The sequence below is a fragment of the Nonomuraea sp. NPDC003707 genome, from assembly GCF_053587055.1.
Map to the genome: position 1 here is coordinate 36,010 of NZ_JBSFNK010000044.1, position 26,892 is coordinate 62,901.

General features: G+C 68.8%; 16 protein-coding genes, 1 tRNA gene and 1 pseudogene. 5 read left to right on the forward strand and 13 right to left on the reverse strand.

Features of this window, described 5'->3' with window-relative positions; all coding sequences use genetic code 11:
• Positions 1-105 precede the first annotated feature (105 nt).
• Both dnaE and ACWDRB_RS57850 read left to right on the forward strand, forming a co-directional pair.
• Positions 106-3,660: a DNA polymerase III subunit alpha gene (gene dnaE / locus ACWDRB_RS57845; RefSeq protein WP_449909914.1), complete on the forward strand. Its 3,555-nt coding sequence runs from the start codon at positions 106-108 to the stop codon at positions 3,658-3,660.
• Positions 3,657-3,998, forward strand: coding sequence for a DUF6300 family protein (locus tag ACWDRB_RS57850; protein ID WP_449909916.1), 342 nt, complete (start codon positions 3,657-3,659; stop codon positions 3,996-3,998). Before dnaE ends, ACWDRB_RS57850 begins: the two co-directional genes overlap by 4 nt.
• A 42-nt stretch (positions 3,999-4,040) precedes the next feature.
• On the opposite strand, the gene ACWDRB_RS57855 is transcribed toward ACWDRB_RS57850, so the two are convergent.
• Genes ACWDRB_RS57855 through ACWDRB_RS57865 form a run of 3 tightly spaced genes read right to left on the reverse strand, consistent with a single transcriptional unit; the run spans position 4,041 to position 10,719 of the window.
• A complete protein-coding gene (locus ACWDRB_RS57855) occupies positions 4,041-6,506 on the reverse strand; it encodes an NACHT domain-containing protein (protein ID WP_449909918.1) in 2,466 nt (821 codons plus the stop codon).
• On the reverse strand, positions 6,503-7,156 hold the full coding sequence (locus ACWDRB_RS57860; protein WP_449909920.1) for a hypothetical protein: 654 nt from the start codon (positions 7,154-7,156) through the stop codon (positions 6,503-6,505). The genes ACWDRB_RS57855 and ACWDRB_RS57860 overlap by 4 nt, the downstream gene beginning before the upstream one ends.
• A 29-nt stretch (positions 7,157-7,185) precedes the next feature.
• Entirely contained in the window at positions 7,186-10,719 is a 3,534-nt protein-coding gene (locus tag ACWDRB_RS57865) for an nSTAND1 domain-containing NTPase (RefSeq protein ID WP_449909921.1), read from the reverse strand.
• Between the two features lie 174 nt (positions 10,720-10,893).
• On the opposite strand from ACWDRB_RS57865, the gene ACWDRB_RS57870 reads away from it, so the two are divergent.
• Together ACWDRB_RS57870 and ACWDRB_RS57875 are read left to right on the forward strand one after the other, a co-directional pair.
• Positions 10,894-12,192, forward strand: coding sequence for an NB-ARC domain-containing protein (locus ACWDRB_RS57870; protein ID WP_449909923.1), 1,299 nt, complete (start codon positions 10,894-10,896; stop codon positions 12,190-12,192).
• 111 nt (positions 12,193-12,303) lie between these two features.
• Positions 12,304-12,515: pseudogene (locus ACWDRB_RS57875) on the forward strand (transposase); the annotation flags it as partial.
• 26 nt (positions 12,516-12,541) lie between these two features.
• On the opposite strand, the gene ACWDRB_RS57880 reads toward ACWDRB_RS57875, so the two are convergent.
• A complete protein-coding gene (locus ACWDRB_RS57880; protein WP_449909925.1) occupies positions 12,542-13,156 on the reverse strand; it encodes a TetR/AcrR family transcriptional regulator in 615 nt (204 codons plus the stop codon).
• A 121-nt stretch (positions 13,157-13,277) separates the two neighbouring features.
• Between ACWDRB_RS57880 and ACWDRB_RS57885 the strand changes: the two genes are divergently transcribed.
• Positions 13,278-14,417 (forward strand): FAD-dependent oxidoreductase, encoded by a 1,140-nt coding sequence (locus ACWDRB_RS57885; RefSeq protein WP_449909927.1) that lies wholly within the window; start codon positions 13,278-13,280, stop codon positions 14,415-14,417.
• A 329-nt stretch (positions 14,418-14,746) separates the two neighbouring features.
• Here the strand turns inward: ACWDRB_RS57885 and ACWDRB_RS57890 are convergent.
• From ACWDRB_RS57890 to dnaA, 9 genes are all read right to left on the reverse strand, one after another.
• Positions 14,747-14,820 (reverse strand) — tRNA-Ile (locus tag ACWDRB_RS57890).
• Positions 14,821-14,947: 127 nt separating this feature from the next.
• On the reverse strand, positions 14,948-15,709 hold the full coding sequence (locus tag ACWDRB_RS57895; protein ID WP_449909929.1) for a DUF3566 domain-containing protein: 762 nt from the start codon (positions 15,707-15,709) through the stop codon (positions 14,948-14,950).
• Between the two features lie 3 nt (positions 15,710-15,712).
• Positions 15,713-18,211, reverse strand: coding sequence for a DNA gyrase subunit A (gene gyrA, locus ACWDRB_RS57900; protein ID WP_449909931.1), 2,499 nt, complete (start codon positions 18,209-18,211; stop codon positions 15,713-15,715).
• A 21-nt stretch (positions 18,212-18,232) separates the two neighbouring features.
• The gene (gene gyrB, locus ACWDRB_RS57905) at positions 18,233-20,176 is read right to left on the reverse strand and encodes a DNA topoisomerase (ATP-hydrolyzing) subunit B (protein ID WP_449909933.1); all 1,944 of its coding nucleotides are present in this window, start codon (positions 20,174-20,176) and stop codon (positions 18,233-18,235) included.
• Between the two features lie 353 nt (positions 20,177-20,529).
• Positions 20,530-21,030, reverse strand: coding sequence for a DUF721 domain-containing protein (locus tag ACWDRB_RS57910; protein WP_350724236.1), 501 nt, complete (start codon positions 21,028-21,030; stop codon positions 20,530-20,532).
• Positions 21,020-22,264, reverse strand: a complete 1,245-nt coding sequence (gene recF / locus ACWDRB_RS57915) for a DNA replication/repair protein RecF (protein WP_355192867.1) — start codon at positions 22,262-22,264, stop codon at positions 21,020-21,022. Before recF ends, ACWDRB_RS57910 begins: the two co-directional genes overlap by 11 nt.
• Positions 22,265-22,299: 35 nt before the next feature.
• Complete coding sequence (gene gnd, locus ACWDRB_RS57920) at positions 22,300-23,247, reverse strand: phosphogluconate dehydrogenase (NAD(+)-dependent, decarboxylating) (protein WP_449909936.1); 948 nt, start codon at positions 23,245-23,247, stop codon at positions 22,300-22,302.
• Positions 23,248-23,293: 46 nt separating this feature from the next.
• On the reverse strand, positions 23,294-24,433 hold the full coding sequence (gene dnaN, locus ACWDRB_RS57925; protein WP_355192871.1) for a DNA polymerase III subunit beta: 1,140 nt from the start codon (positions 24,431-24,433) through the stop codon (positions 23,294-23,296).
• A gap of 523 nt (positions 24,434-24,956) precedes the next feature.
• Positions 24,957-26,537: a chromosomal replication initiator protein DnaA gene (dnaA, locus tag ACWDRB_RS57930; RefSeq protein ID WP_449909937.1), complete on the reverse strand. Its 1,581-nt coding sequence runs from the start codon at positions 26,535-26,537 to the stop codon at positions 24,957-24,959.
• Positions 26,538-26,892 lie beyond the last annotated feature (355 nt).

Consider the following 26,892-nt stretch of genomic DNA (forward strand, 5'->3'; position numbering starts at 1 on the left):
GCCTGGCAACAACCTTCCCGCCCTCCGGGCGCGATGCCCCATGAGCCTCGCGAGACGGAATAGGCTCATGCGAGGATCCGGGCCGATGCGAAGTTGGGGGAACGGGTGAGCAAGTCGTTCGTGCATCTGCACGTCCACACCGAGTACAGCATGCTGGACGGGGCGGCCAAGCTGAAGCCGCTGTTCAAAGAAGCCGAACGATTGGACATGCCGGCGATCGCCATGAGCGACCACGGCAACATGTTCGGTGCGTACGAGTTCCAGAAGGTCGCGTCGGGCACACCGGTCAAACCGATCATCGGGATCGAAGCGTATGTGGCCCCGCACAGCCGGTTCGTGAAGAAGCCGGTGTTCTGGGGGCAGCGGGCCGAGACCGGCGTGGCGGACGGCGAGGGCGGCAAGGACGTCTCCGGCGGTGGCCGGTTCACCCATATGACCATGTGGGCCAAGGACGCGAACGGGCTACGCAACCTGTTCCGGCTGTCGTCCCTGGCGTCGTTCGAGGGCTACTACTCCAAGCCGCGCATGGATCAGGACCTGATCTCGCAGTATGCGACCGGGATCATCGCCACGACCGGCTGCCCGTCCGGCGCGGTGCAGACCCGGATCCGGCTGGGCCAGTACGACGAAGCCGTCAAGGTCGCCGGCGAGTACCAGGAGATCTTCGGTAAGGAGAACTACTTCCTGGAGCTCATGGACCACGGCATCAGCATCGAGCGGGAGGTCCGGGAGGACCTGCTCAGGTTGGCCAAGCAGCTCAACATTCCGCTGCTGGCCACCAACGACTCCCACTACGTGACCGAGGACCAGGCCGACGCCCACGACAGCCTCCTGTGCGTCGGCGTGGGCAAGAACAAGGACGATCCGAACCGGTTCCGGTTCAACGGATCCGGCTACTACCTCAAGCCCGCCGACGAGATGTACGCCCTGTTCCCGGAACTGCCCGAGGCATGTGACAACACGCTGCTCGTGGCCGAGATGATCGGCGACTACGGCGACGTGTTCGCCCAGGTGGACCGGATGCCCGACTATCCGGACGTGCCCGAGGGGGAGACCCAGGAGTCGTGGCTGCGCAAGGAATGCGAGCGCGGCCTGGAGATGCGGTACGGCGCCCCGATTCCGGCCGAGGTGATGGATCGGTACGAGACCGAGATGAAGGTCATCGGTCCGATGGGGTTCTCCTCGTACTTCCTCGTTGTGGCCGACATTTGCAAATATGCCCGTGACAACGGCATCCCGGTCGGGCCCGGCCGTGGATCGGCGACCGGTTCGATCGTGGCGTACGCCACCCGCATCACCGAGCTCGACCCGCTGGAGCACGGCCTGCTGTTCGAGCGGTTCCTCAACCCTGAGCGGATCAACCCGCCGGACGTCGACCTCGACTTCGACGACCGCCAGCGCGATCGCATGGTGGCCTACGTCACCCAGAAGTACGGCAGTGAGTTCACCGCGCAGGTCAACACGTTCGGCACGATCAAGGCCAAGGCCGCCGTCAAGGACTCGAGCCGGATTCTCGGCTATCCGTTCGCGATGGGCGACAAGATCACCAAGGCGATGCCGCCGGACGTCATGGGCAAGGGCGTCCCCCTCGCGGACATGTTCAACGAGAGCCACCCCCGCTACAACGAGGGCACCGAGCTTCGCTCCCTGTACGAGAACGACCCCGACGTCAAGAAGGTCATCGACACCGGCCGCGGCATCGAGGGGCTGATCCGCGGCACCGGCGTGCACGCCGCCGCGGTCATCCTGTCCTCGACCCCGCTGCTGGACCTCATCCCCATGCACATGCGGGACAAGGACGGGGTGGTCATCACAGGATTCGACTACCCGTCCTGTGAAGACATGGGTCTGGTCAAGATGGACTTCCTGGGACTGCGGAACCTGGGCATCATCGACCACGCCATCAAGATCATCAAGCAGAACCGGGGGGTCGAGCTCGACACCCTGACGATGCCGCTCGACAACGCCAAGACCTACCAGCTCCTGGCCCGCGGCGACACGCTCGGCGTGTTCCAGCTCGACGGCGGCCCCATGCGGTCGCTGCTGAAGCTGATGGAACCGACCCGGTTCGAGGACATCGCCGCCGTGCTCGCCCTCTACCGGCCGGGCCCGATGGCGGCCAACGCGCACACCAACTACGCCCACCGCAAGAACGCCCGCCAGGACATCGAGCCGATCCACCCGGAGCTCAAGGAAGCGCTCGAACCGATCCTCGGCCCCACCTTCCATCTGCTCGTCTACCAGGAGCAGATCATGGCCGTCGCCCGCGAGCTGGCCGGCTACACCCTCGGCGGTGCCGACCTGCTGCGCCGCGCCATGGGCAAGAAGAAGAAGGAGATCCTGGACGCCGAGTTCGCCAACTTCCAGGCCGGCATGCGCGGCAACGGCTACAGCGACGAGGCGATCCAGGCGCTGTGGGACGTCATGCTGCCCTTCTCCGGGTACGCGTTCAACAAGTCCCACACCGCCGGCTACGGGCTGGTCGCCTACTGGACCGCGTACCTGAAGGCCAACTACCCCGCCGAGTACATGGCCGCCCTGCTCACGTCGGTGGGCGACGACAAGGACAAGGCGGCCGTCTACCTGGCCGAATGCCGCAAGATGGGCATCCAGGTGCTCCCGCCCGACGTCAACGACTCCCAGCTCGACTTCGTCGCGGTCGGGGACACGCAGGTCCGGTTCGGGATGGGCGCGGTCCGCAACGTCGGGGAGAACGTCGTCGAAGGGATCGTGAAGGCCCGCAAGGAGAAGGGCCGCTTCACCGACTTCAACGACTTCCTCGGCAAGGTGCCGCTCACCGCCTGCAACAAGCGCGTCATCGAATCGCTGATCAAGGCGGGCGCGTACGACTCCCTCGAACATCCGCGCAAGGGCCTGCTCATGATCCACGAGCAGGCCGTCGAGTCCGTCATCGACATCAAGAAGAACGAGGCGCACGGTCAGGACTCGTTGTTCGGCGGGATGGACGACACGGGCGACGACGCGGCGTTCACGATCGCCGTCCCCGAAGGCGAGTGGGACAAAAAGACCAAGCTCGACTTCGAGCGGGAGATGCTCGGCCTGTACGTGTCCGACCACCCGCTGGCCGGCACCGAACGCCTCCTGGCCAGGAGCCGGGACACCACGATCGCCGACCTGCTGGACAGCGGCCGCGACGACCGCGGCGACGTCCAGGTGTCCGGCCTGGTCACCAAGGTGGACCGGCGGGTGAACAAGGCAGGCAACACGTGGGCCATCCTCACGGTCGAGGACATGGACGCCGCCGTCGAATGCCTGTTCTTCCCCCGCAACTACGAGCTGTACGGGCCGGAGCTGCGGCCGGACATCGTGGTGTCGGTGAAGGGCCAGATCAACAACCGGGACGGCGCCATCTCGGTCTTCGCCCAGGAGATGGCCCTCATCGATGTGTCCGGCGTCAACAGCGAGTCCGGCGCCCCGATCACGCTTCTCCTGCGGGAAGAACGCATCACTCCGACCCTGCTGGACGAACTGCGCCAGGTGCTGAAGATGCACCAGGGCCGCGTACCGCTGCACATCAACCTGCGGCGGCCGGCGGGCAAGGTCATGGTGATGTCGCTACCGGAATGGCCGGTCAACGCCGAACCGAGCTTCGCCGCCGATATCAAGGCGCTGCTCGGGCCTGAAGCACTGTCGCTTTGAGCCGGCGGATCGAGGTCATCAGCTCCGACGACGCGCCGGGGTGCCCCCGCTGCGGCCGAGAGGGGTTGCTGTACGCACGCGTGCCGAACGGCTGGTACAACGCCGCCGGCACGCGGGTGGATGGCTACACCGGGGTGGTGCTGTGCTCGGACTGCGACACGGATGATCTGCACGCCGCCCCACTGATCTCGTGGTTCCACGTCAACGGTGAGCCGAACGACGAGGACCACGAGTTCGTGCGGTTGTTCACTGCATGGGCGACCGACGTGTTCGTACCGATGCTGAATGAGCAGGCGCTGGAGGACGAGATCGAGCAGTGGCGGCGCAGCGAGCTTTGACGCCCGCCCAGGCGAGCCACACGCAGCCGAGCGGCCCTGAGCTCACCGGTCACCGTCTGAGGGGGTCAGGAAGTCCTGGAGCTCCCGGTGCCGGAACTGGTACGTGGCGCCGCTGACCCGCAGCAGCCGGGCCTCGCAGGCCCAGTCGAGAAAGGCCCACAACCGCAGCGGCAGCAGGCCGCGCATGGCCGCGACGACCAGCCCGATCATCGTACGGGCCCAGGCGATCGCCCCGAAGGACAGCCCGAAGGTCACGCCGCCGACGAGCGCGCACACCAGCGACTCCACGACGCCGGTGTTCATGACGAACACCAGGAAGGCGCCGACACCACCGGTGAGGCCGAAGGCCAGCCCGATCGTCGGGTTGCGGTGCAGTGCCTCCCGCGGGTGGGCCAGCTCGGCATCCCTGCTCCAGCCCCCGGTAGCGATCTTGAAGACGACCCCCAGCGTGAAGGCGAGGGCGAAGGTCCCGGCGAGCCCCACGGCCAGCGGCAGCGGGCCGGCGTGGGCCAGCCGCAGCGGCACCAGCCCGATGATCGCTCCGCACAACCCGAAGCCCAGCAGCGTGACGGGCTCGGCGTGGAGCACCTCGGTGACGGTCATCCGCTCGGCGCCCCGCTGTCCTGCCGCGGTCAGCCCGATGACCGCGCCCAGCACCAGCCCTCCGGTGCCGCCCGCGGCGACGGCGAAGACGGGCCCGAAGACCTTGCCCCCGGTCAGCACGAGTCCGGCAAGGCCGCCGAGCACCCCGACGGGCGTGCCCGCCAGGGCGCCCAGCAGGCCGCCGATCACGCGCCGCCGGCGGGGGACCTCGCTGCGCCCACCGGCGGCGGCCGGCCAGGGCGACAACGACAGGCCGGTGGCGATCGCCACCCAGCCCGCCATGAGCGTCAGGGTGAGCAGCCGCTCAGGGCCGGCTCCAGCATCGTCAGCCGCCGACCCCGTCCAGTACGCCAGCATCGCGACGACCGCGAAGAGCGCGCAGACCAGGCAGTGCAGCGCCCAGATCCGCCGCCTGCCGCCGATCGGCCACAGCAGGTGCGGAACGATGTCGATCGCCGTCAGGCCAGGCGGCGGCCGGTCCACCTCGGCGCCCCGGGCGGCCTGCCAGCGCAGGTGGGCGGCCAGGTGCACGAGCCACGACCGCACCTGTTCCGCCTGGTACGGAGCCCCGTAAGCGGTACGGGGTGTCAGCACGGTCGCCGCCGGCACGTACGCCTCCAGCAGCCTCCTGACGATCCGCGCCACCCCTTCACCGGTGTCGAGCCCCGGATCCACGCGGAGCAGCCCGGCGGGATCGGCGCCGGACTCCACGGCGGTCACGGTCAGCACCAGCCGCCAGGGCGTGGCGAGAGCGGCGTGCACGGCCTTGCCCGCCGGCCCGGACAGCGCCCCGTGGATGGCCTCGCGGTGCGCGCCGTAGGGGTGCCCGTCCGGCCAGCGGGTGCGCAGGTACGCGCCGATCTGCTGGACGGTCAGGTTGTGCAGGTGGATCCTGGCGGCGTTGTCGAGCCCGGCCCCGGCCTCGCGCAGTTCGGCGTGACGGTCGGCGCGGCAGGTCACGACGACCGCGCCCGGTCGCCGGCCGGACAGGTCGCTGTAGCGGTTGAGCTCGGCCAGCAGCCCGATCGCCCGGCGCGGCGGGCCCCACGCCGGCTCGGGGTCCAGCTCGTCCAGCCCGTCCACCACCGGCAGCACCCGGCGATCGCGTACCAGCCGTTGCGCGTCCCTGGCCGCGAGCCCGAAGTCCTGCGCCAGTTGCTCGGCCAGCCAGGCCTCGAACGGCCTGCCGAGGGTCCAGCGGGCCGCGCTCAGCCGTACCGGCACCAGTTGCCCCTGGTCGAGCCGGCCGCCGGCGGCGAGCACGGGCTCCAGCAGTTGCAGCACCAGCTCGATCGCCAGCACCGTCTTGCCAGCCCCCGACTCGCCCACGACCAGCAGGCGCCGCAGGCCCAGGTCGCCGAAGAACCGGCCGATCGTGTGCAGGTCGCACTCGGTCTCGCCGGTGTCGCCGTACAGGCTGAAGGAGAGCGCCGCGAGGTTGTAGCCGCCGAGCAGCCCCTTGCGCGCCCTGTCCTCCTCGCGGACCACGCGGCGGGTCAGCAGCTCGACGGCGGGATCGGGCGTGGAGACGGCCGGCGTCGCCGGCGGCTCGGGGACGGGGGCGGACGGTTTCGCCAGGGCCGTCCTGGCCGCCCGCCAGCGTTCGAGCTCGCCGGGGATCAGCTCGGCCGGGTAGTCGCAGTAGTGGAGGCAGGCGGTGACGAAGGCCCGGACGAAATCCCACCGCGGCAGCCGGTCGGCCTGCCGCAGGACGTGCGAGACCGTGCTCTTCGGCAACGCGTCGACCGTGGCGCCGTCCGTGGCCGTCGTCTGGCCGCCGAGCGAACGCAGCTTGCTCAGGGACGGCTCGCCCGCCCACTGCTTGAGCAGGGCCAGCGACCGGACGAAGTCGGCCGTGCTGCCCGCCTCGGCGGGATCGGGCGGACGGGGACGCTCCTCGATCATCCCTCTCCCGCCCGCACCAGCGCCCAGCCGAACTCGTCCCTGCCGCGCCGCGGCCACCGGCCCTCCAGGCACCGGCCCTCCAGCGTCTGCACGTGGCGCGACTCCATCAGGAAGTTGCGGGCCTCGTCGGCCTCCACCAGGTCACGGCCGACCGCGATGGGCACGAACCCGTGCCGGGGGATGTACACCCAGCGGCCGCGGTCCCAGTCGTAGGGGTCGAACCAGCGGTGGCGAACCGTGCCGGACACGCGTACCTCCGGTCCGTCCCTGGTCAGCACGAACGACCCCTGCGAGCGCAGCAGGCTCATCCTGCTGACGTAGAACAGCTCCGTACCGATGAAGGCGTTGATCCGCGCGTCCCAGTAGTCGTGCAACCAGCTCGACTCCCCCTCCCGCAGCTGCCGCGCCGTGCGGGCGAGCTGCCGTTCGAACCGGCGCTGATTCTTGCGCTCGGCCTTCTTGATCACCTTGAACGAGCGCAGCCACCGCAGTGACATCGTCCTCGACGCGCCCGCGCCGTCCATGAAGTGCTCCAGGAAGTCGGACGCGATCGGGTGGAAGTCGCGGCCGCCCTCGACGATCGAACGGAACAACGCGACCAGTTCCGGGACGGGCCTGCCTGTCCGCCGCCGTAAGCCTCGCAGGAACATCCTTGTTCTCTCCGTGGTCGGGTCCAGGGTCACGCGCACGTCTGGCGGTACTCCTCCTGGGGCACGAGATTCTCCCACTCCTCTCGGGTGAGGGAGCGGCCCGCGTTGGCGCACGCCGCGGCCACCAGGTCGGGGGGTGTGCGGACGTTCCACAGCCGCGCGGTCCTGTCTCCCGAGGCCGTGGCGACCGTCGTCCCGTCGTCGCTGTAGACGAGGTCGGTCACGCCCTTGGTGTGACCTTTCATCGCGGGGCCGAGCCGCCGGTAGGTCAGCAGGTCCCACAGTTGCACCTCACCGTTGGTGAGGCCGGTGGCGAGGACCTTCCCGTCGGGGCCGAAGGCGAGCGAGGTCGTCATGCCCTCCTCGGCGATCAGGCCGATGCCGACCGCACGGCGGTGCGGCACGTCCCACAGGCGCACGCTGTTGTCGTAGGCCGTGACGGCCAGCCGCTGCCCGTCGGGACTGAAGGCCAGGTCGTTGACGAATCCGCCGTGAGCCGTGAACGTCGGGCCGGGCAGCTCCCGGCCGGTGGCGACGTCGAAGAACCGGATCCGGTTGTCGAAGCCCGCGGTCGCCACGATCGTGCCGTCGGGGCTGATCGTCATCGCCGTGATGACGTCGGTGCCGTCGCGTACGGTGATGCGCGCTCCGGTGTCCCTGCGGCTCGCGATGTCCCAGAACACGATGGACTTGTCCCGCTGGGCGGCGACGAACCTGCCGTCGGAGCTGATCCTGGCCCAGTGAAGCGACTTCTCGTGCGCGACCTCGCGGCGGCTCGCGACGTCCCAGAGCCGTATCCCGTCCGAGCCCTCCGACAGGAGTGTCCGCCCGTCGGGAGTGAACTCCACCCGGTACGCCGCCACGCGGCGGGCGCCCTCGGGATGCAGCGGCGGGCCGAGAGGACGCTGGGTGGCCGCGTCCCACAGCTGGAGGTCGGGGCTCTTCTCGTCGGCGACGCCGGTGGCCAGAATCCGCCCGTCCGGGCTCAGCGCGACGGCCCCCTGCGCCGGCACGCGGGTCCCCTTCTGCTGGAGGACCTGCGGGTCGGCCAGCCGGACCACGCCGTCATTGCTGGCGGCGGCCAGCACACTCCCGTCCGGGCTGAACGCGATGTCGTCGACGCTGGCATAGTTGTCCCAGAGCGCGAACAGCTGCTGCCGGCTGGCCATGTCCCACACCACGGTGCGGCCGCTGTCCCCGCCGGTCGCGATCCGCGTGCCGTCCGGGCTGAAGGCGACCGAGTAGTAACCGGCCGTGCGGTCCTTGAGCATCCCCTTCTGCTTGCGCGTGGCCACGTCCCACACCCGGCCGGTACGGTCCCAGCTCACGGTTGCCAGGGTTGACCCGTCCGGGCTGAGCGCCACGTCGCCGAGGGCCTGGGTGTGCCCCGTGAAGGGGGCGCCGAGCTGGCCGGACGTGGCGGTGTCCCAGAGCCGCGCGGTCTTGTCCTCCCCGGCGGTGACCAGGATCTTCCCGTCCCTGCTGTACGTCACCCCGTGGATGGCGTGCCCCTCGTCCGGACGGCCCATGGGAGCCCCGTGCGGGAGGCGCGTGGCCACGTCCCACTGCTGGACCACGCCTTTGCTGTCGCCGGTCGCCAGCGTTCTCCCGTCCGGGTTGAACGCGAGCGCCGTCACGACCTCCTCGGCCTTCACCTGGGCGCCCAGCTCGCGACGGGTGACCACGTCGTAGAACCGGACGCTGTCGAGGCACGCCGTGGCCAGCGTCCGGCCGTCGGGGCTGAAAGCCAGCCGCACGCTCGAACAGTCGTACTTCGCCCGGGTGATCGGCGCGCCGAGCTGCCGCCGCGTCGCCGTGTCCCACAACCGCGCCGTCCCGTCGTCGCCCCCCGTCGCGATGGTCGCGCCGTCGGGAGTGAACGCCACCGCCGTGACGCCCCGCTGGTGCCCGGTGAGCGTCCCCCTGCCGGTACGGGTCGCCGCGGTCAGCACCCGGTTCCTGGCCTCGTTGGTGTGCGCGATCCGCCACGCCGCCACGGCGAGCATCGAGGCCAGGGCGGTGTCGCCGGTGACCTCGCTCTGCGCCGCCAGCTGGCGGGAGCTGGCCAGACCGCGTTGCCAGTTCGCGTCGGCCGCCGCGTTGACGGCGGTGCCGGCCGCGGCGAGGGCGAGGACCGACAGCGTTGCCAGACCCGACATGACGAGCCGGCGGCGCCGGGTCACCCGCCGCGCCTCCCGCGTGGAGGCCGCGACGAAGCTCTCCACGGTGGCGCCGGGCGGGGGGAAGCTGTCGGGGTCGCGCTCCCAGCGGGGCCGGCTGTCCTGGACCGCCAGCAGCCGGGGCCCCCGGTAGAGAAAAGCCGGGTCGCGGTGGTTCTCCGCCCACTGGGCGGCGGCCTCCAGGAGCCCGTCGTACACCGTCTGCGCGGCGAGGTCCGGTTCGAGCCACTGCCGCAGGGTGGGCCAGGCCGTCAGGAGCGCGTCGTGGGCGATCTCGGCGCTGTCCTCGTGCAGGGTGAGCAGGCGCCGGTCGGCGAACGCGGACAGCAGCGCCGCCGTCCGCTCCAGGTCCTCCACCGAACGCGCCGACGCGGCGGCGTGCAGCTCGGCCAGCGTCGCCCGGCGCCGCGCCACCCGGCCGCCCGCGGTGATCGTCGTCATCCGCCGGAAGAACCTGAGCGCGGCCTTGCGATCGTCCGGCCGCAACCCGTCGAGGGCCTCGTCGGCCGTACGTCGTACGGAGTCGCGTACCCGGCCGGAGTCCTCGTACCCCCGGACTGTCAGGGTGTCCTTCTCGCGCCGCTCCCAGGTGTTGCGCAGGGCCTGGGAGAGCAGGGGCAGGGCGCCGGCCTCGTACCGGTCGCCGGCGCGCAGCTCCGCCAGGATGATCTCCACCAGCCCCTGTTCGAGCTCCAGGCCCGCCGCGGCCGCGGGGCCGGTGATGGCCAGCCGCAGGTCCGGCTCCGCCATCGGCTCGACGATGACCTGACCGTCCTGGATCGCCTCGGCGAACTGCGGGTAGGCGGCGCACCGGTCCCAGTAGTCGGCGCGCACCCCGACGATCACCCCGCCGCCGTCCGCGCCCTCGGCCAGGGCGTGCAGGGCCCGTACGAACGCCTGTCGCTCCCGCTCGTCGCCCACCAGGGTGAACAGCTCCTCGAACTGGTCGACCACCAGCACGAACCGCCCGGTTCCCGCGACGACCTCCCCCGGATCCTCCCGTAATCGCTCGGCCACGGTCTCGACCAGCCCGCCGAACTCCCCCACCCACACCCCGGCGAGCGCGCCGAACGGCTTCGCGCTCGGCGTCACCAGCAGGCGCGGCCAGTCCTGCGACCCGGCCAGCGGCAGCATCCCCTCCGCCAGCGCCGGCATCAGCCCCGCCCGCAGCAGCGACGACTTGCCCACCCCCGAGGCGCCCGAGACCAGCAGGATGGATCCGTGCCGCGCCAGCCGCCTCCCCAGGCGATCCAGGAGGCTGCGGGTCGCCCGCGTACGCCCGAAGAACAGTTCGGCCTTCGTGTCCTCGAACGGCACCAGACCTTGGTAAGGGCACACATCGTGGGATCGGCCGCCCCCGCCTCGCTCGCCCATGGCGCTCATTCTGGCCAATCGCCCGCACGCCCTCAATCACGTTTGCGCGGATAGCCGGATTCATCCGCCCCGTCCGATTCCGTCCAATGCCGTCCGACCAGTGGCCTGAACAGCCGGGACGCGGTTTCGATGGTCGTGGTTGTTCGCGGGGGCAGGACCGACGAAGAAGACGGGGGTGTCGGGATGTCATTGGGGGCGCTGCTACGCATGTGGCGCAGGAGGGCGCTGATGACGCAGGAGCAACTCGCCGAACGGGCGGGTCTGAATGTCAGGACGGTGCGTCGGCTGGAGAACGACGGGCTGTTGCAGCCGCGGACCACCTCGGTTCTGCAGCTGGCGAAGGCGCTGGAGCTGGACGGTGCGGAACGGGCGACCCTGAACGCGGTCGCCCGTGGCCGCCCCACCACAGCCCCGGCTGACCCGTCTGTGACCGACCCGAGGCCGTGGACCATCCCCCGGCAGCTGCCCGCCGACGTCGCCGCGCCGGGCGTCCGGGAACGCGAACTCTCGATCGTGGAGGACCACACCACCACCATGCCTGAGCTGAACGAGGCCGTCGTCTTCGTCAACGGCATGGCCGGGACGGGCAAGACGGTGCTGGCCGTACACGCCGCCCACCGCCTCGCCCCTCGCTTCCCCGACGGGCAGCTCTTCGTGGACCTGCACGGCCACGCCCAGGCGACGGCACCGGTCGAACCGGGCGCCGCCCTCGCCCGCATACTCCGCACCATGGGCGTCCCGGCGGAACACATCCCGTGGCACCTGGACGACCGCGCCGCGCTGTACCGCAGCGTCCTGGCCGGCCGCAGGCTCCTGATCGTCCTGGACGACGCCGCCGACGAGCACCAGCTCCACCCGCTCCTGCCCGCCACCCCCGGCTGCCAGGTGATCGTCACCAGCCGCCACCGCCTGACCTGCCCGGGCAACGCCCGCATCCTGTCCCTGGACGCCCTGCCTCCGGCAGAGGCGATCACTCTGTTCACCCGCACCGCCGGATGCGACGGGGACACGCCTCCGGACGTCCTGGCCGAGATCGTACGCCGCTGCGGCCTCCTCCCCCTGGCCATCCGCATCGCCGCCGCCTGCCTCCAGGCCCACCCCGCCTGGAACGCCCACCATCTGCTCGACCGCCTGGCCGCCGACCGCCTCACCGAACTGACAGCCGGCCACCAAAGCGTCACCGCCGCCTTCGACCGCTCCTACGAACGCCTGCCCACCGACCAGCAAGAGGCCTACCGGCTCCTGGGCTCGGCCCTCCACCCCGCCTTCGACCTCGACACCGCCGCTGCCCTGCTGAACACGACCACCACCCAGGCGATCCGGCTCCTGGACCACCTCCTGAACGCCCACCTCCTGCAGGAGCCGGCCCCGGGCCTGTACCGGCTCCACGACCTGATCCACGCGCACGCCTCCGCGCTGTGGCCGCCGGACGGTGTCAGGGCGCCCCTCCGGGTCCGCTGCCACACCGCCTTACTGACATAGCCGGCGGCGCCTGGCCAGTACACGGGCCGCGCCGATCCGGAGGCGGGGAACGAGGGCGGCGAGCCCGAGCAGCAGGTTGCGGCCGTAAGCGAGCGGCAGGATCGTCGGCCCGCCGGCCAGGCCAAGCCGGCCATCCCCAAGCTCCGGTCCGGCTCCTACTTCCCCGACTGGCTGCCGGAACGTCGGCGGCGGGCCGAGCAGGCGCTGATCAGCGTGGTCGCGACCCGGCGGGTGGACAAGCTGGTGGAGCAGCCGGGCATCAAGCACATCTCCAAGAGCCAGGTCTCGCAGGTGGCAAGGCGCTGGATGAGCAGGTCGAGGCGGTTCTGAAGGCGAGTTGTGGTACTACTCAGCCGAGCCCGAGGTGCCTGGCCAGGATGGCTACCTGGCCGGCGAACCGGTCGAGGAATTCGGACGAGCGCGGGTCGACGCCGCAGGTGCCCTCGATGATATGCGGCAGTGTGGTGGGCGCCATGGTCATCGCCATCAGCATGACGACCAGGCAGGCCGGATCGAGATCGGCGGGCAGTTCACCGGCTTCTTGCCGTTTCCGCAGCTCGTCGATGGTTTCGGCGAACATGCCGGTCGACGGGTGCGCGTCGGATCCGGTGTATTCGAGCCCGTTCCAGGCCAGCAGGCGGACCCCGTCCGGGTTGCGCAACGCCTCCAGCGCATAGCGGCGTAGCTGCTCCGGCAACGGCGTGCCCGCGGGCGCCAGCGTGGCCTGTCGTTGCTGCCACTGCCGCGAAATGGCTTGGTACAGGCCCTCTTTACCGTCGAAGTAGTACGAGATCAGCTGCACGTTCACTCCGGCGCGGGCGGCGATCGCGCTGATCCGGGCGCCCGCGTAACCATGCGCGCCGAACTCGGCCATCGCGGCGTCCAGGATCAGCGCGCGGGTGCGTTCGGGATCGCGCTGCCGCTCCTGCGGCTTGGGGGACCTTCGGGGTTTCGACGCGGACATGCACACGATCATATCTTCACCTGGTTCTATCAATCATCTGTTTGAACGTATCAAATGAACGCTTGACAGCGTTGCTCCCCAGGCGCACCATTGGGGCATCGCAGCCAACAAGGGGAGTGAAATGCCGGAAAGCACAAGGATTCTCATCGCCGGTGGCGGTGTCGGCGGCCTGGCGCTCGCGCAGGCGCTGCACCATGCCGGGCTCGATGTCGTCGTCTACGAGCAGGACCCGACACCCCGCACCCGGAACCAGGGCTACCGGATCCACCTCGACCCGACCGGCAACGCGGCACTGGCCGACTGCGTCCCGCCGGACGTACTGGCAGTGTTGCGCCGCACCAGCGGCCGCAACGGCGATCTGGTGACGACCTTCACCACCGGGCTGAGGCAGGTGTTCACACAGCACTTCCCCGACATTCCCGCCGACCAGCTCACCGCCGTCGACCGCAACACCTTCCGCCAGGGCCTGCTCACCGGCCTCGAGGACGTCGTCCGGTTCGGGCGCACGGTGTCCGGCTATCAGGTGACCGGCTCGGGACGGGTGCGGGTCGAGTTCGCCGAAGGCGGCAGCGACGAGGGGAATCTGCTGGTCGGCGCGGACGGCGTCGGGTCAGCCATTCGGCGCCTGTTGCTCCCCGGAGCGGTGGTGCGCGACTTCGGTCTGCGGTGTCTGTACGGCCGGATGCCCCTCACCGGATCGTTGTCTCCCGAGGAATTCGAGCGTGGTCTGTGCTGGGTTTCGGGCGGCAGCACGTGCGGCGCCGGGTTTGGTACCGTCCGGTTCCGCACCCCCGTGGACGGGCCGCAGGACTACCTGATGGTCACCCTCGTCGCGACCCCGGATCATCTCGGCGTCACGGACGAGAGGCTGTTCCACATGTCGTCGGAAGAACTGTGGAAACTCTCGACGGACACCGTCGCCGACTGGCATCCGGCTATTCGCGAAATCTACGCCCGCGCCGACACCGAATCGTTTTTCCCCATCACGTTCCGGATCAGCGAACGGATACCGGCGTGGGCGCCGGGCCCGGTCACCCTGCTCGGCGACGCGGTCCACACCATGCCGCCCACTGCGGGGGCCGGAGCGAACACCGCGCTGGCCGACGCCGCCACGCTGGCGGATGAAATCCTTTCCGCCGCACGAGGCGGGAAATCTTTGGTCGAAGCGGTTGCGGCTTACCAGGCAATCATGCTGCCGCGTGGTTTCGCGGCCATCGACAACTCGCGGCGCCTGGCGGCACAGATGTTCGCGGCGAGCTGATCAGCCGCTTGTCAGACCGGTCCGCGCGGACAGCTCGCCGTGCTGGGACCCGCACACTGAGAACGCGCTGCGCAGCCGATCGAGGCCGAGGCGCGCGAGACCTGAAGGCCCTGCTTCTCGACCTGGAGGGCGGGTCGGCGCGGGCATCGGCGGCAAGAGACTCTCGACTGGGCTGAAGGCCCATCTGCAGGACACCGCTCAAGATCCTCGGAAGGACCGGAGATTCTACTTGAACACAGCATCACCCCGCCGCCGTCAAATGACGGCCAAACGATCAAGAGGCCAGATCCACAATCTTGGGATCTAGCCTCTGAACTGGTGAAACTCTGTGGGGCTACCAGGACTTGAACCTGGGACCTCTTCCTTATCAGGGAAGCGCTCTAACCGTCTGAGCTATAGCCCCGCGCACACCGAACGTTATCGCATCCGCAGGACGGAGGCGAACCGGTTGTTCGGACGAGGAAAAGCTTACCGCCTCCAGCGTGCTGCTCGCGCCGTCCCCGCCCACGGGGCCGGCGCGAGCGCCACGACTACTCGGCCTCGCTGAAGGTCACCTCGACGCCTCCGACCAGGTCAGAGGCGATGTTGTAGATGACCGCCCCCAACGTGGACAGCGCGGTGATCAGTACGACGTTCACGGCGCCGATCAGTGCCGTGTAGCCGAGGATGCGCACCGGCTCGAACCAGGAGGCGATGTTGATGGGGATGGAGCTCTGCCCCTGCTCCCCCTGGCCGAGCTGGTTGACCAGGTCGACCAGCGAGTCGAACACGCCCAGGGCCGACAGCACGCCGTACAGGACGGCCACCGCCACGAACAGCACCACGAAGCAGACCAGGGACACCACGAAGCTGAACTTCATGGCGGACCACGGCTCGACACGGCGCAGGACCAGGTGAGCCTTGCGGGGGAGCCGGGACCCCGAGGAGTTCGACGACTTCTTCTTGTTGGGCAGCTCGAGAGCGGGCGGGGCCTCGGTGGCGAGCGACGGACGGACGCGGACCGTGTCGTTGCCCTCCGGAGGCTGCGGGCCGGAAGCAGGACCGGAACCCGGACCGGGGCCATGACCAGGACCAGGACCGCCGGGGCCGGGGGCGGACGGCGTGGGCATGGGTGACGGCGCGGGGGCCGTCGACCGCGACTCCTCCTTGGGCGGACCTGGCTTGCCCTGCGCGGGCGACGTGTCCTTGCCGTCGTCGACCGCGCCGAAGATCTCGGTTTCGTTGGGCTTCTTCGGCTGTTGTCCGTTACCCGAAGCCGCCTTTGTCCTGGCGGAGCCACCCTGGGCGCTCATGAACTACTCTCCTCCCCCGTCTTCCTCAGTTTCCACCGAAGTCTCCATCGACTCCGCGTTCCGGGCGAGGGCCACCACGCTGTCTCCTTCGGCGAGATTCATCAATCGCACTCCCATGGTCTGGCGGCCGGACTGCTTGATCTCACCGGCACTCGTCCGGATCACCCCGCCGGCGAACGTGATCGCGAAGACCTCGTCCTCTGGGTTGACCATGACGGCACCGACCAGCTTGCCACGGGAAGACACGATTTTCGCAGTAAGCACGCCCCTACCGCCACGTCCTTGAACTGGATACTGCTCCACTGGCGTCCGTTTTGCGTACCCACCCTCCGTGGCGATAAGCACATCTTGACCGTCGGCGAGTCGATTCATGGCGAGAAGTTCGTCACCGTCGAGGAACCTCATGCCGATCACACCGCTGGTCGCACGGCCCATGGGCCGCAGCGCCTCGTCGGAAGCGGTGAACCTGATCGACTGGGCTCCCTTGGAGACCAGCAGCAGGTCGTCCTGCTCGGAGACCAGGCGGGCTCCGATGACCTCGTCGTCATCCCGTAGGTTGATCGCGATCAGGCCACCGGACCTGGGGGAGTCGTACTCGGACAGGCGGGTCTTCTTGACCAGCCCGCTGCGGGTGGCGAGCACGAGGTAGGGGGCGACGTCATAGTCGCGTAGGTCGAGAACCTCCATAACTGTTTCGTCGGGCTGCATCGCCAAAAGGTTCGCGAGATGCATGCCACGTGCGTCACGTCCGGCGTCGGGCAGCTCGTACGCCTTGACCCGGTACACCCGGCCCTTGTTCGTGAAGAACAGCAACCAGTGATGCGTCGTGGTGACGAAGAAGTGGTCGACGATGTCGTCCTGGCGCAGCTGGGCGCCGCGCACGCCCTTGCCGCCGCGCTTCTGCGCCCGGTAGAGGTCGGTACGCGTGCGCTTGGCGTAGCCGCCCCGGGTGATCGTGACGACGATCTCGTCCTCGGCGATGAGGTCCTCGATCGACATGTCGCCGTCGTAGGCGATGATCTCGGTCTGCCGGTCGTCGCCGTAGCGGCCGACGATCTCGGCGAGCTCCTCGTTGACGATCTCCCGCTGACGGGCCTCGCTGGCCAGGATCGCGTTGTACTCGGCGATCTGCGTCATCAGGGAGTCGTACTCGTCCTGGATGGCCTGCCGCTCCAGGGCGGCCAGCTTGCGCAGCTGCATGTCGAGGATGGCCTGCGCCTGCACCTCGTCGATCTCCAGCAGCGCCATGAGGCCCTGCTGGGCGTGCGAGGCGGACTCCGAGGCCCGGATGAGGGCGATGACGTCGTCGAGCCGCTCAAGGGCCTTCAGGAGGCCGCGCAGGATGTGGGCGCGCTCCTCGGCCTTGCGCAGGAGGTAGCGCGTCCGGCGGACGATGACCTCGATCTGGTGCGCGACGTAGTGCCGGATGAACTGGTCGAGCCGCAGCGTGCGCGGCACCCCGTCGACCAGGGCCAGCATGTTGGCGCCGAAGGTGTCCTGGAGCTGGGTGTGCTTGTACAGGTTGTTGAGCACGACCTTGGCGACCGCGTCGCGCTTGAGCACGATCACCAGGCGCTGCCCGACCCGAGAAGAGCTCTCGTCGCGTACGTCGGCGATGCCGGTCAGCTTGCCCTCGCGCACCAGCTCGGCGATCTTGAGGGCGAGGTTGTCGGGGTTGACCTGGTACGGCAGCTCCGTGACGACGAGCGCCTGCCGCCCCTTGTCCTCCTCGACCTCGACCACGGCCCGCATGGTGATCGAGCCGCGCCCGGTGCGGTAGGCGTCCTCGATGCCCCGCCGCCCGACGATCAGCGCCTTGGTGGGGAAGTCGGGCCCCTTGACCAGCCTGATCGACGCTTCGAGCAACTCCTCGTCGCCGGCCTCGGGGTTCTCCAGGGCCCACTTGACCGCCGAGGCGACCTCGCGCAGGTTGTGCGGCGGGATGTTGGTGGCCATGCCGACGGCGATGCCGCCCGAGCCGTTGACCAGCAGCTGCGGGAAGCGCGCCGGCAGGACGTCGGGCTCCTGCGACTTGCCGTCGTAGTTGGGGCGGAAGTCGACGGTGTCCTTGTCGATGTCGCGCAGCATCTCCATGGCGATGGGCGCGAGCTTGCACTCGGTGTAGCGCATCGCCGCCGCCGGGTCGTTGCCCGGCGAGCCGAAGTTGCCCTGCCCGTCGACCAGCGGGTATCGCAGCGACCACGGCTGCGCCAGTCGCACCAGCGCGTCGTAGATCGAGGTGTCGCCGTGGGGATGGTAGGTGCCCATCACGTCACCGACGACGCGGGCGCACTTGAAGTAGCCGCGGTCGGGACGGTAGCCACCGTCGTACATCGCGTAGAGTACTCGCCGGTGCACGGGCTTGAGACCGTCGCGGACGTCCGGCAGCGCCCTGGACACGATGACCGACATCGCGTAGTCCATGTAACTGCGCTGCATCTCGGACTGGATGTCCACAGGCTCGATGCGCTCAGCCGGGGGAGTGGTGTTCACGTCCGTCACAGGTGATGATCCCTTTTCTAACTAAACGTCGAGGAAGCGGACGTCGCGCGCGTTACGGATGATGAAGTCGCGCCGGGCTTCCACGTCCTCGCCCATGAGCACGCTGAACAGGTCGTCGGCCTGCGCCGCGTCGTCGAGCGTGACCAGGCGCAGCAGCCGGGTCTCCGGGTTCATCGTGGTCTCCCAGAGCTGGCCCGCGTTCATCTCGCCGAGACCCTTGAAGCGCTGTACGTTGTCGCGCGGCCGCGGGTCGGCCTTGCCGTTGGCGATCCCTTCGGCGATGACCGCGTCGCGCTCGGCGTCGGAGTAGGCGTAGGAGGCGTCCTCACCCTTGCGGTCCCACTTGATCTTGTAGAGCGGCGGGCACGACAGGTAGACGTGGCCGGCCTCGATCAGCGGCCTCATGAACCGGAACAGCAGCGTCAGCAGCAGCGTGTTGATGTGCTGGCCGTCGACGTCGGCGTCGGCCATGAGGATGACCTTGTGGTAGCGCAGCTTGGCGATGTCGAACTCGTCGTGCACACCGGTGCCCAGGGCGGTGATCAGCGCCTGGACCTCGTTGTTCTTCAGGACCTTGTCGATCCGCGCCTTCTCGACGTTGAGGATCTTGCCGCGGATGGGCAGGATCGCCTGGAAGCGCGAGTCGCGGCCACCCTTGGCCGAGCCGCCGGCCGAGTCACCCTCGACGATGAACAGCTCGCACTTCTCCGGGTCGTTCCACTGGCAGTCGGCCAGCTTGCCCGGCAGGCCGCTGCCCGACTCGAGCAGCGACTTGCGCCTGGTCAGGTCGCGGGCCTGGCGGGCGGCCATGCGGGCGCGCGAGGCCTGCAGCGACTTGTTGATGATGTCCTTGGCCTCGCCGGGGTTGCGCTCGAACCAGTCGCGCAGGTGGTCGTTACAGGCCTTCTGCACGAACGACTTGGCCTCGGTGTTGCCCAGCTTGGCCTTGGTCTGGCCCTCGAACTGCGGCTCGGCCAGCTTGACCGAGATGATCGCGGTCAAGCCCTCGCGGACGTCCTCGCCGGAGAGGTTGTCGTCCTTGCCCTCCTTGAGGAACTTCTGCTCGCGCGCGTAGCGGTTGACGATCGTCGTCAGCGCCGCGCGGAAGCCCTCCTCGTGGGTGCCGCCCTCCGCGGTGTTGATCATGTTGGCGAAGGTGTAGACCGACTCGGAGTAGGAGTTGTTCCACTGCATGGCGATCTCGACCGCGATGCCGTCGCCCTCCTCCTCGAAGGAGATGATCGACGCGTGCGCCGCCTCCTTCTTGGTGTTGAGGTGCTGGACGAAGTCGGTCAGACCGCCCTCGTAGCAGTAGGTGACGGTGTGGACCTCGCCGTTGATGTGGTCGGGGCGCTCGTCGGTGAGCGTGATCGTCAGGCCCTTGTTGAGGAAGGCCGTCTCCTGGAAACGGCGCGAGAACGTCTCGTAGTTCCAGGCGGTGGTCTCGAAGATGTCGGGGTCGGGCCAGAACGTGATCGTGGTGCCGGTCTCGTCGGTGCCCTCGCCCTTGGCCAGCGGCGCGAGAGGCTTGGACATCTCGTAGCGCTGGCGCCAGTAGTGGCCGTTCTGCTTGACCTCGACGTCCATGGCGGTGGACAGCGCGTTGACGACGGCCGAGCCGACGCCGTGGAGGCCGCCGGAGACCGCGTAGGACTGGCTGTCGAACTTGCCGCCCGCGTGGAGCGTGGTCAGCACGACCTCGACCGCCGAGCGGTTCTCCTTCTCCATGAAGCCTGTGGGGATGCCACGGCCGTCGTCGACCACGCGTACGCCGTTGTCGGCCAAGAGCGTGACGTCGATCCGGGAGCAGTAACCGGCTAGGGCCTCGTCCACCGAGTTGTCCACAATCTCGTAGACGAGGTGGTGCAGGCCGCGCTCACCGGTGGAGCCGATATACATACCCGGGCGCTTGCGAACCGCCTCAAGCCCCTCGAGTACGGTGATAGAGCTAGCGTCGTAGGACAACTGCGAAATCCTCCTGCCGCGGACACGCGGCGGGGGAGGCCATCAACCTGCGAAAGCTGCCCCTACCGTGCCCGTCACCGTCGTGAGTGCCCCGATGCGCGGTCACCCAAGGGAAGTCGGCTTACCGCCGGGGTGACACGCAAGCGGACGTGTCCGGAATCCGTCTTCAGTCTACCGGGTCCGGCGGCCGAAGGTGGCAAGGAACGCGCCTGTGATGGCTCCTAGCTCGTTTTGCCCCCTGGTAAGCATCCCCCCTTCGGAAAGGGGGCTTATCGCGTCTGTGGCTTTCTGATCGCCCCTGGGGCCCAACCGGAGCAGCAAAAGTGCCTGCTGCGGAAAACCGCTGATCGAGGCTATCCGTAGGTGTCGCCAGGGCCCCGGCTTCCGGTCACCCGCAACCCTCCGGACGGCCGGGGACCGTTCTGCGGGCCTCTGACCTTGACCTTTGTGACGGTGCCGTCGCCGAGCTCCTCGTTGAGCCTGCGGACGAGGGTGCGCGCGAGCAGCCGCACCTGCGTCGCCCAGGCCGTGGAGTCGGCCGCGATCAGCACCTCGCCGTCCTCGAACGACTCGGGCTTGGTGTGGGCGGCCAGGTCAGGACCCACGATGTCGATCCAGCGCCCGAACACCCCGCCGACCGCCGCCGAGCGCTCCCAGCCGCGGTCGGCCAGGAGGTCGGCAATGGCACGTCCGAAAAGCTGTGGATCGCCGCCCTCCCTGCGCGGCCCCGCCGCCTTGCGCCTGGGTTCGCGCCGGGGGAGCTGGCCGCGCTTGGCCGCGTCGGCCTTGGCCTGGGCGAGCTTCTCCCTGGCCATCGCGGCTCCCCTGGCCGCGGGGTTGTCGTCAGCGGACACGGGTCACGCTCCCTTCTGCGACGTCGAACCGGCCTCCCACCAGCTCCGCGGGCACGTCGTCCGGCACGGCGGCGGTGATGAGCACCTGCTCGGCCGGCGCGACGATCTCGGCCAGCCGCCGCCTGCGCTGGCTGTCGAGCTCGGCGAACACGTCGTCGAGGATCAGCACGGGATCGCCGCCGTCGGCCCGCAGCAGGTCGTACGCCGCCAGCCGCAGGGCCAGCGCGAACGACCAGGACTCGCCATGGCTGGCGTAGCCCCGGGCGGGCAGGTCGCCCAGGCCGAGGATCAGGTCGTCGCGGTGGGGGCCGACGAGCGTGACGCCGCGCTCGAGCTCCGCTGTGCGGACCTCCAATAGCCGCTCCCGCAGCCGTTCTTCAAGGGTTTTCCCCAAGTCTGTGGATAACGTCTGTGTATCGAAAGATCCCCGCTCACCGGCGGCTTCGTCCTCCGAGACACCCTCATCCGTATCCCCACCTGTGGACAACGTGCTGCGGTAGGCCAGCGTCGCGGGGTCGCTCCCGGGAGCGAGCGCGGAGTAGGCGCCGGCCACCAGCGGGCGCAGCGCCTCGACGAGCTCCAGCCGGGCCCGAAGGAGCTCCGCGCCGTGCCTGGCGAGGTGGGCGTCCCACACCTCCAGGGTGCTCAGCACGTCGCCCGCGCCGGCCGCGGTGAACCCGCTGTCGCTCTCGGCCCGTCTGGCGCTCCTGCTGCCCCTGCGGGCCTGCGCGGCCGTACGCAGGAGCGCGCCGCGCTGCTTGAGAACCCGGTCGTAGTCGGCCCGGACGCCGGCGAACCTGGGCGTCCTGGCCACCAGGAGGTCGTCGAGGAATCTGCGCCGCTCGGCCGGGTCGCCCTTGGACAGCGACAGGTCCTCGGGGGCGAACAGCACCGTACGCAGCAGGCCGACGACGTCGCGGGCCCTGGACACGGGGGAGCGGTTGAGTCTGGCGCGGTTGGCCCGCCCCGGGTTGAGCTCCAGCTCGACCAGCGCCCGGCGGTCATCCCTGTGGACGGCGCAGCGCACGATCGCCCGCGTGGCGCCCTTGCGCACCAGCGGCGCGTCGCTCGACACCCGGTGACTGGAGTGCGTCGCGACGTAGCCCAGGGCCTCGACCAGGTTGGTCTTGCCCTGGCCGTTGGGCCCCACGAACGCCGTGACGCCCGGCTCCAGGCCGAGCTCCACGGACGCGTACGACCTGAAGTCGGTCAGCGAGAGGTGGGCGACATGCACCCCACGAGGTTAGTGCGCCTCGGGGATGCCTGTGGTCACCGACGCTCGGTCTCGCGCGGCGGGATCACATCGGCGCCGGGGGAGTCGGCCCCCTTTTCGGTGCTGCCCTCCGCGGAGGTGGTCGCGTGGCCGCCGAACTGGTTGCGCAGCGCCGCGACCACCTTCATCGCGGGCGAGTCGTCCTGCCGCGAGGCGAACCTGGCGTACAGCGAGGCGGTGATGACCGGCAGCGGCACCGCGTGGTCCACAGCCGCCTGCACCGTCCACCGGCCCTCCCCGGAGTCCTGTGCATAACCTCGGAGCTGCTCGAGGTGCTCGTCGTCGTCCAGCGCCCGGACCATCAGGTCGAGCAGCCAGGAGCGGATCACGGTGCCGGTGCGCCAGCTCTTGAACGAGCCCTTGACGTCCTTGACGACGTCGGAGGCCTCGAGCAGCTCCCAGCCCTCCGCGAACGCCTGCATCATGCCGTACTCGATGCCGTTGTGGACCATCTTCGCGAAGTGCCCGGCGCCGACCTCGCCCGCGTGCACGAAGCCGTCCTCGCCCTCGGGCTTGAGCGTCTCGAAGATCGGCATGAGCCGGTCGACGTTGGCCTGGTCGCCGCCGCACATGAGCGCGTAGCCGTTCTTGAGGCCCCAGACGCCGCCGCTCACGCCGCAGTCGACGAAGCCGATGCCCTTCACGGCCAGCTCGGCGGCGTGCTTCTGGTCGTCCACATAGTGGGAGTTTCCGCCATCGACGACGATGTCACCGGGGTCGAGCAGCTCACCGAGATCGTCGATCGTCGCCTGGGTGGGCTTGCCGGCGGGGACCATGACCCAGATCGCCCGCGGCTTCTGCAGGCGTTCGACCAGCTCCTTGAGGCTGCCCACGTCGCTGATCGCGGGATCGCGGTCGTAGCCGACGACGTCGTGACCTCCGCGGCGCAGGCGTTCGGCCATATTGCCGCCCATTTTGCCCAGTCCGACCATGCCGATCTGCATGTTGTCCTACCCCCTTGTCAGACTTCCATCATCCCCGATGACAGGATCAGCCTGACAGGCGGATGGGCATGATCAGGTAACGGTAGTCCGTAGCGGCTCCGTCATCCACAGGCTTGCCACCGGTGAGGATAGCGGGCTTCGTCGACGTGGTCATCTGAAGTCGCGCAACATCCGAGTCGATGGCCCCCAGTCCCTCGAGCAGGAACTGGTGGTTGAAGGCGATGTTCATCTCCTCGCCCTCGTAATCCACAGGCAGGGCCTCGACAGCCTGCGCCTCGTCGCCGCTGCCCGCCTCGAGCACGACCTCGCCGCTCTTGAACGCCAGCCGTACCGGGGTGTTGCGCTCGGCGACCAGGGCGACGCGCTTGACGGCCTCGACGAACGGCCCTGTGGACAAGTCCGCGCGGGCGGAGAACTCCGTGGGCAGCAGCGACCGGTACTTGGGGAACTCGGGGTCGAGCAGCCGCGTGGTGGTCCGCCGTCCGGCGCTGGAGAAGCCGATCATGCCTTCGCCGGTGCCTCCGGCGGAGCTGAGCGCGATCTCCACCTCCGCGCCGGTCGTGCCGAGCGCCTTGGCCGTGTCGGCGAGGGTCTTGCCGGGGATCATGGCGATGGCGGCGAAGTCGGGCTGGCCCGGCTGCCACTTCAGCTCGCGTACGGCGAGCCGGTAGCGGTCGGTCGCGGCGAGGGTCACGGTGTCGCCCTCGATCTCCATCCGCACGCCGGTGAGCATCGGCAGGGTGTCGTCCCTACCGGCGGCGACGGCGACCTGGCCGACGGCGGAGGCGAACACGTCGCTGCCCACCCGGCCGGCGGCCGGCGGCATGGCCGGGAGGGACGGGTAGTCCTCCACAGGCATGGTCAGCAGTGTGAATCGAGCGCTGCCGCAGGTGACGACCGCCTTGGCGCCGTCCACCACGAAGTCCACAGGCTGTGCAGGAAGTGCGCGGGTGATCTCGGCGAGCAGCTTGCCCGAGACCAGCACGACGCCGGCCTCACCGGTCTGGAGTTCGAGCGTCACCTCGGCGGAGACCTCGTAGTCGAAGCCGGACAGCTTTAGCTGCTGTCCCTCGGTGACCTCCAGACGCATGCCTGCGAGCACGGGCACCGACGGGCGCGCCGGGAGGCTGCGTGCCGTCCATGCCACCGCCTCAGCGAGAACGTCTCGCTCGATTCGGAACATCACGGTGATCGGCCTCCTGGGTTCGTCGTTGATTCAAGTGTTCACTCTCCCGCACCTGAGCTCCGGGAGAACCCCTCTATGGGTCTTGAGTTTCTTTGTTAGAGAGATAAGAGGTCATCACACTAGGGGCTGTGGAAACTGTGGACAACCGGCGTTCTAGCTGCTCAGTAGCCCTGTTTTCATCCACTGGGGGTGTGGGTGACGCCTGGGGAGAACTCGCGCGCCTGGGGATGACGAGTCTGTGCACACAGGCTGTCCCCAGATCTTGGTGCCTTCATCCACGGGTTATCCACGAGGTTTCCACAAGTTGTCCACGGGGTAAAAGGGACGCGGCTGGAGTCCCAGATCGCCTGTTCACAGGACGTCCACACGTTATCCACGAGTAGTCCCCAGGTTCTCCCCAGGGTGTCCCCAACCTTGTCCCCAGGCCCTGTGGGGGATTTTTTCGGGCATTGTGTGGCGAAGAGCCGGCGGGTTTCGGCGTTTCCGCAGATCCACAGTGTTTTCCACAGGCTGTGCATGAAGTTCAGGCTCCGCGGGATGTCCGCTTGATACGCAAAGTCAGCTCGTTGACCTGGTTGTACATCGACCGGCGCTCGGCGATGAGCGAGCGGATCTTCCGCTCGGCGTGCATGACCGTGGTGTGGTCGCGGCCGAACTGCTGGCCGATTTTGGGCAGCGACAGCTCGGTCAGCTCGCGGGCCAGATACATGGCGATCTGCCGGGCGTTGACGAGCGCCCGGCTGCGTGAGGTGCCGCACAGGTCGTCGATGCTGATGCCGAAGTAGTTGGCGGTCTCGGTCATGATCGCCGCGATGGTGATCTCGGTGTCGGACTCCGAGGTGATCAGATCCTTGAGCACCACCTCGGCGAGCTGCAGGTCCACACCCTGCCGGTTGAGGCTGGCGAACGCGGTGACCCTGATCAGGGCGCCCTCGAGCTCGCGGATGTTGGTGGAGATGCGGCTGGCGATGTACTCCAGCACCTCGGGCGGCGCGGCCAGGCCCTCCTGGATGGCCTTCTTCCTGAGGATCGCGATCCGGGTCTCCAGCTCCGGCGGCTGGACGTCGGTGATCAGGCCCCACTCGAACCGGTTGCGCAGCCGGTCCTCCAGCGTGGTCAGCTGCTTCGGCGCGCGGTCGCTGGAGATGACGATCTGCTTGTTGGCGTTGTGGAGGGTGTTGAAGGTGTGGAAGAACTCCTCCTGGGTCTGCTCCTTGCCCTCCAGGAACTGGATGTCGTCCACAAGCAGGATGTCGATCGCCCGGTAGCGTCCGCGAAAGCCGTCGGCCTTGTGGTCGCGGATGCTGTTGATGAAGTCGTTGGTGAACTCCTCGGAGCTCACGTACCTGACTCGCGCGCCGTCGTACAGGCTCTGTGCATAGTGCCCGATCGCGTGCAGCAGGTGCGTCTTCCCCAGCCCCGAGTCTCCGTAGATGAAGAGCGGGTTGTACGCCTTCGCGGGGGATTCGGCGACCGCCACGGCCGCCGCGTGGGCGAACCGGTTGCTGGCCCCGATGACGAATGTCTCGAATGTGTACTTCTGATTGAGCCTGGCCGGTTCGCTGGGCTTGTTGCTCTTCGCTTCCCACCGGTTCGGAGCCGGCTCCGGCTCCTTTTCCACAGGCGGTGTGTACGGCTGCGCCTGTTCAAAAGAGAAGCCCGGCTGTGGATATTCGGTGGATATCTGGGGCGGCTCAGGCTGTGGAGAATAGAACTGCGGAGGCTCCGAAGCCTGCTGGTGCTGCGGTGGCGCGGGCTGTGCGTAGAGCGGCTGGCTCTCCACATTCTGGGGATAACTCTGAGTCACAGGCTGTTGATGAGGGTCGACCGACAGCTGCTCCGGCGCCGTGGTGTCGATCATCACGGCCACCCGCATGGTCCGGCCGAGCTCCTGTGACAGAGCGTGTGCCACGAGCGGGCGCAACTTGTTGCCCTCGATGAGGTCCTTGATGAAGTCGTTGGGGACGCCGAGCACGATCGTGTCGTTCGCCAGCGCGATCGGGCGCACCATCCCAAGCCACGTACGCTGCTGGATCGGCACGTTCTCGTTGAGGAAGTTGCTCAGGGCCCTCGCCCATACCGTGCCGAGGTCGACACCGTTCATGGTGCGGCTCCCCCTCCTTCCTCTCGCGGCCCCCCGCGATCGTTTATCCACATGCGCGGCCGCCCGCGGTGATCGGCGGCCCGTTCGTCCACAACGTGGCGGCCGGGCTTCGTGCCCAGGCCCTCCACAGGAGATCCACAGGTTGTGCACAGCCCTTTAGCAGGTTCGAAAGGGCCGACAGTATCTATGTGCACAGCTGTGTTCAAGGCATTGTCCACAGCCTAGTGGCACCTGGGTGCACATACTGTGGACGCCGGGGCGGCGGTGGAAAAGTCGCCTGTGGAAAGGTGGATAACCCGTCCAGTTTGACCTGAGGGGTGCTTCCCCCGTAACGTACGACGGTCGGCTTGTCACG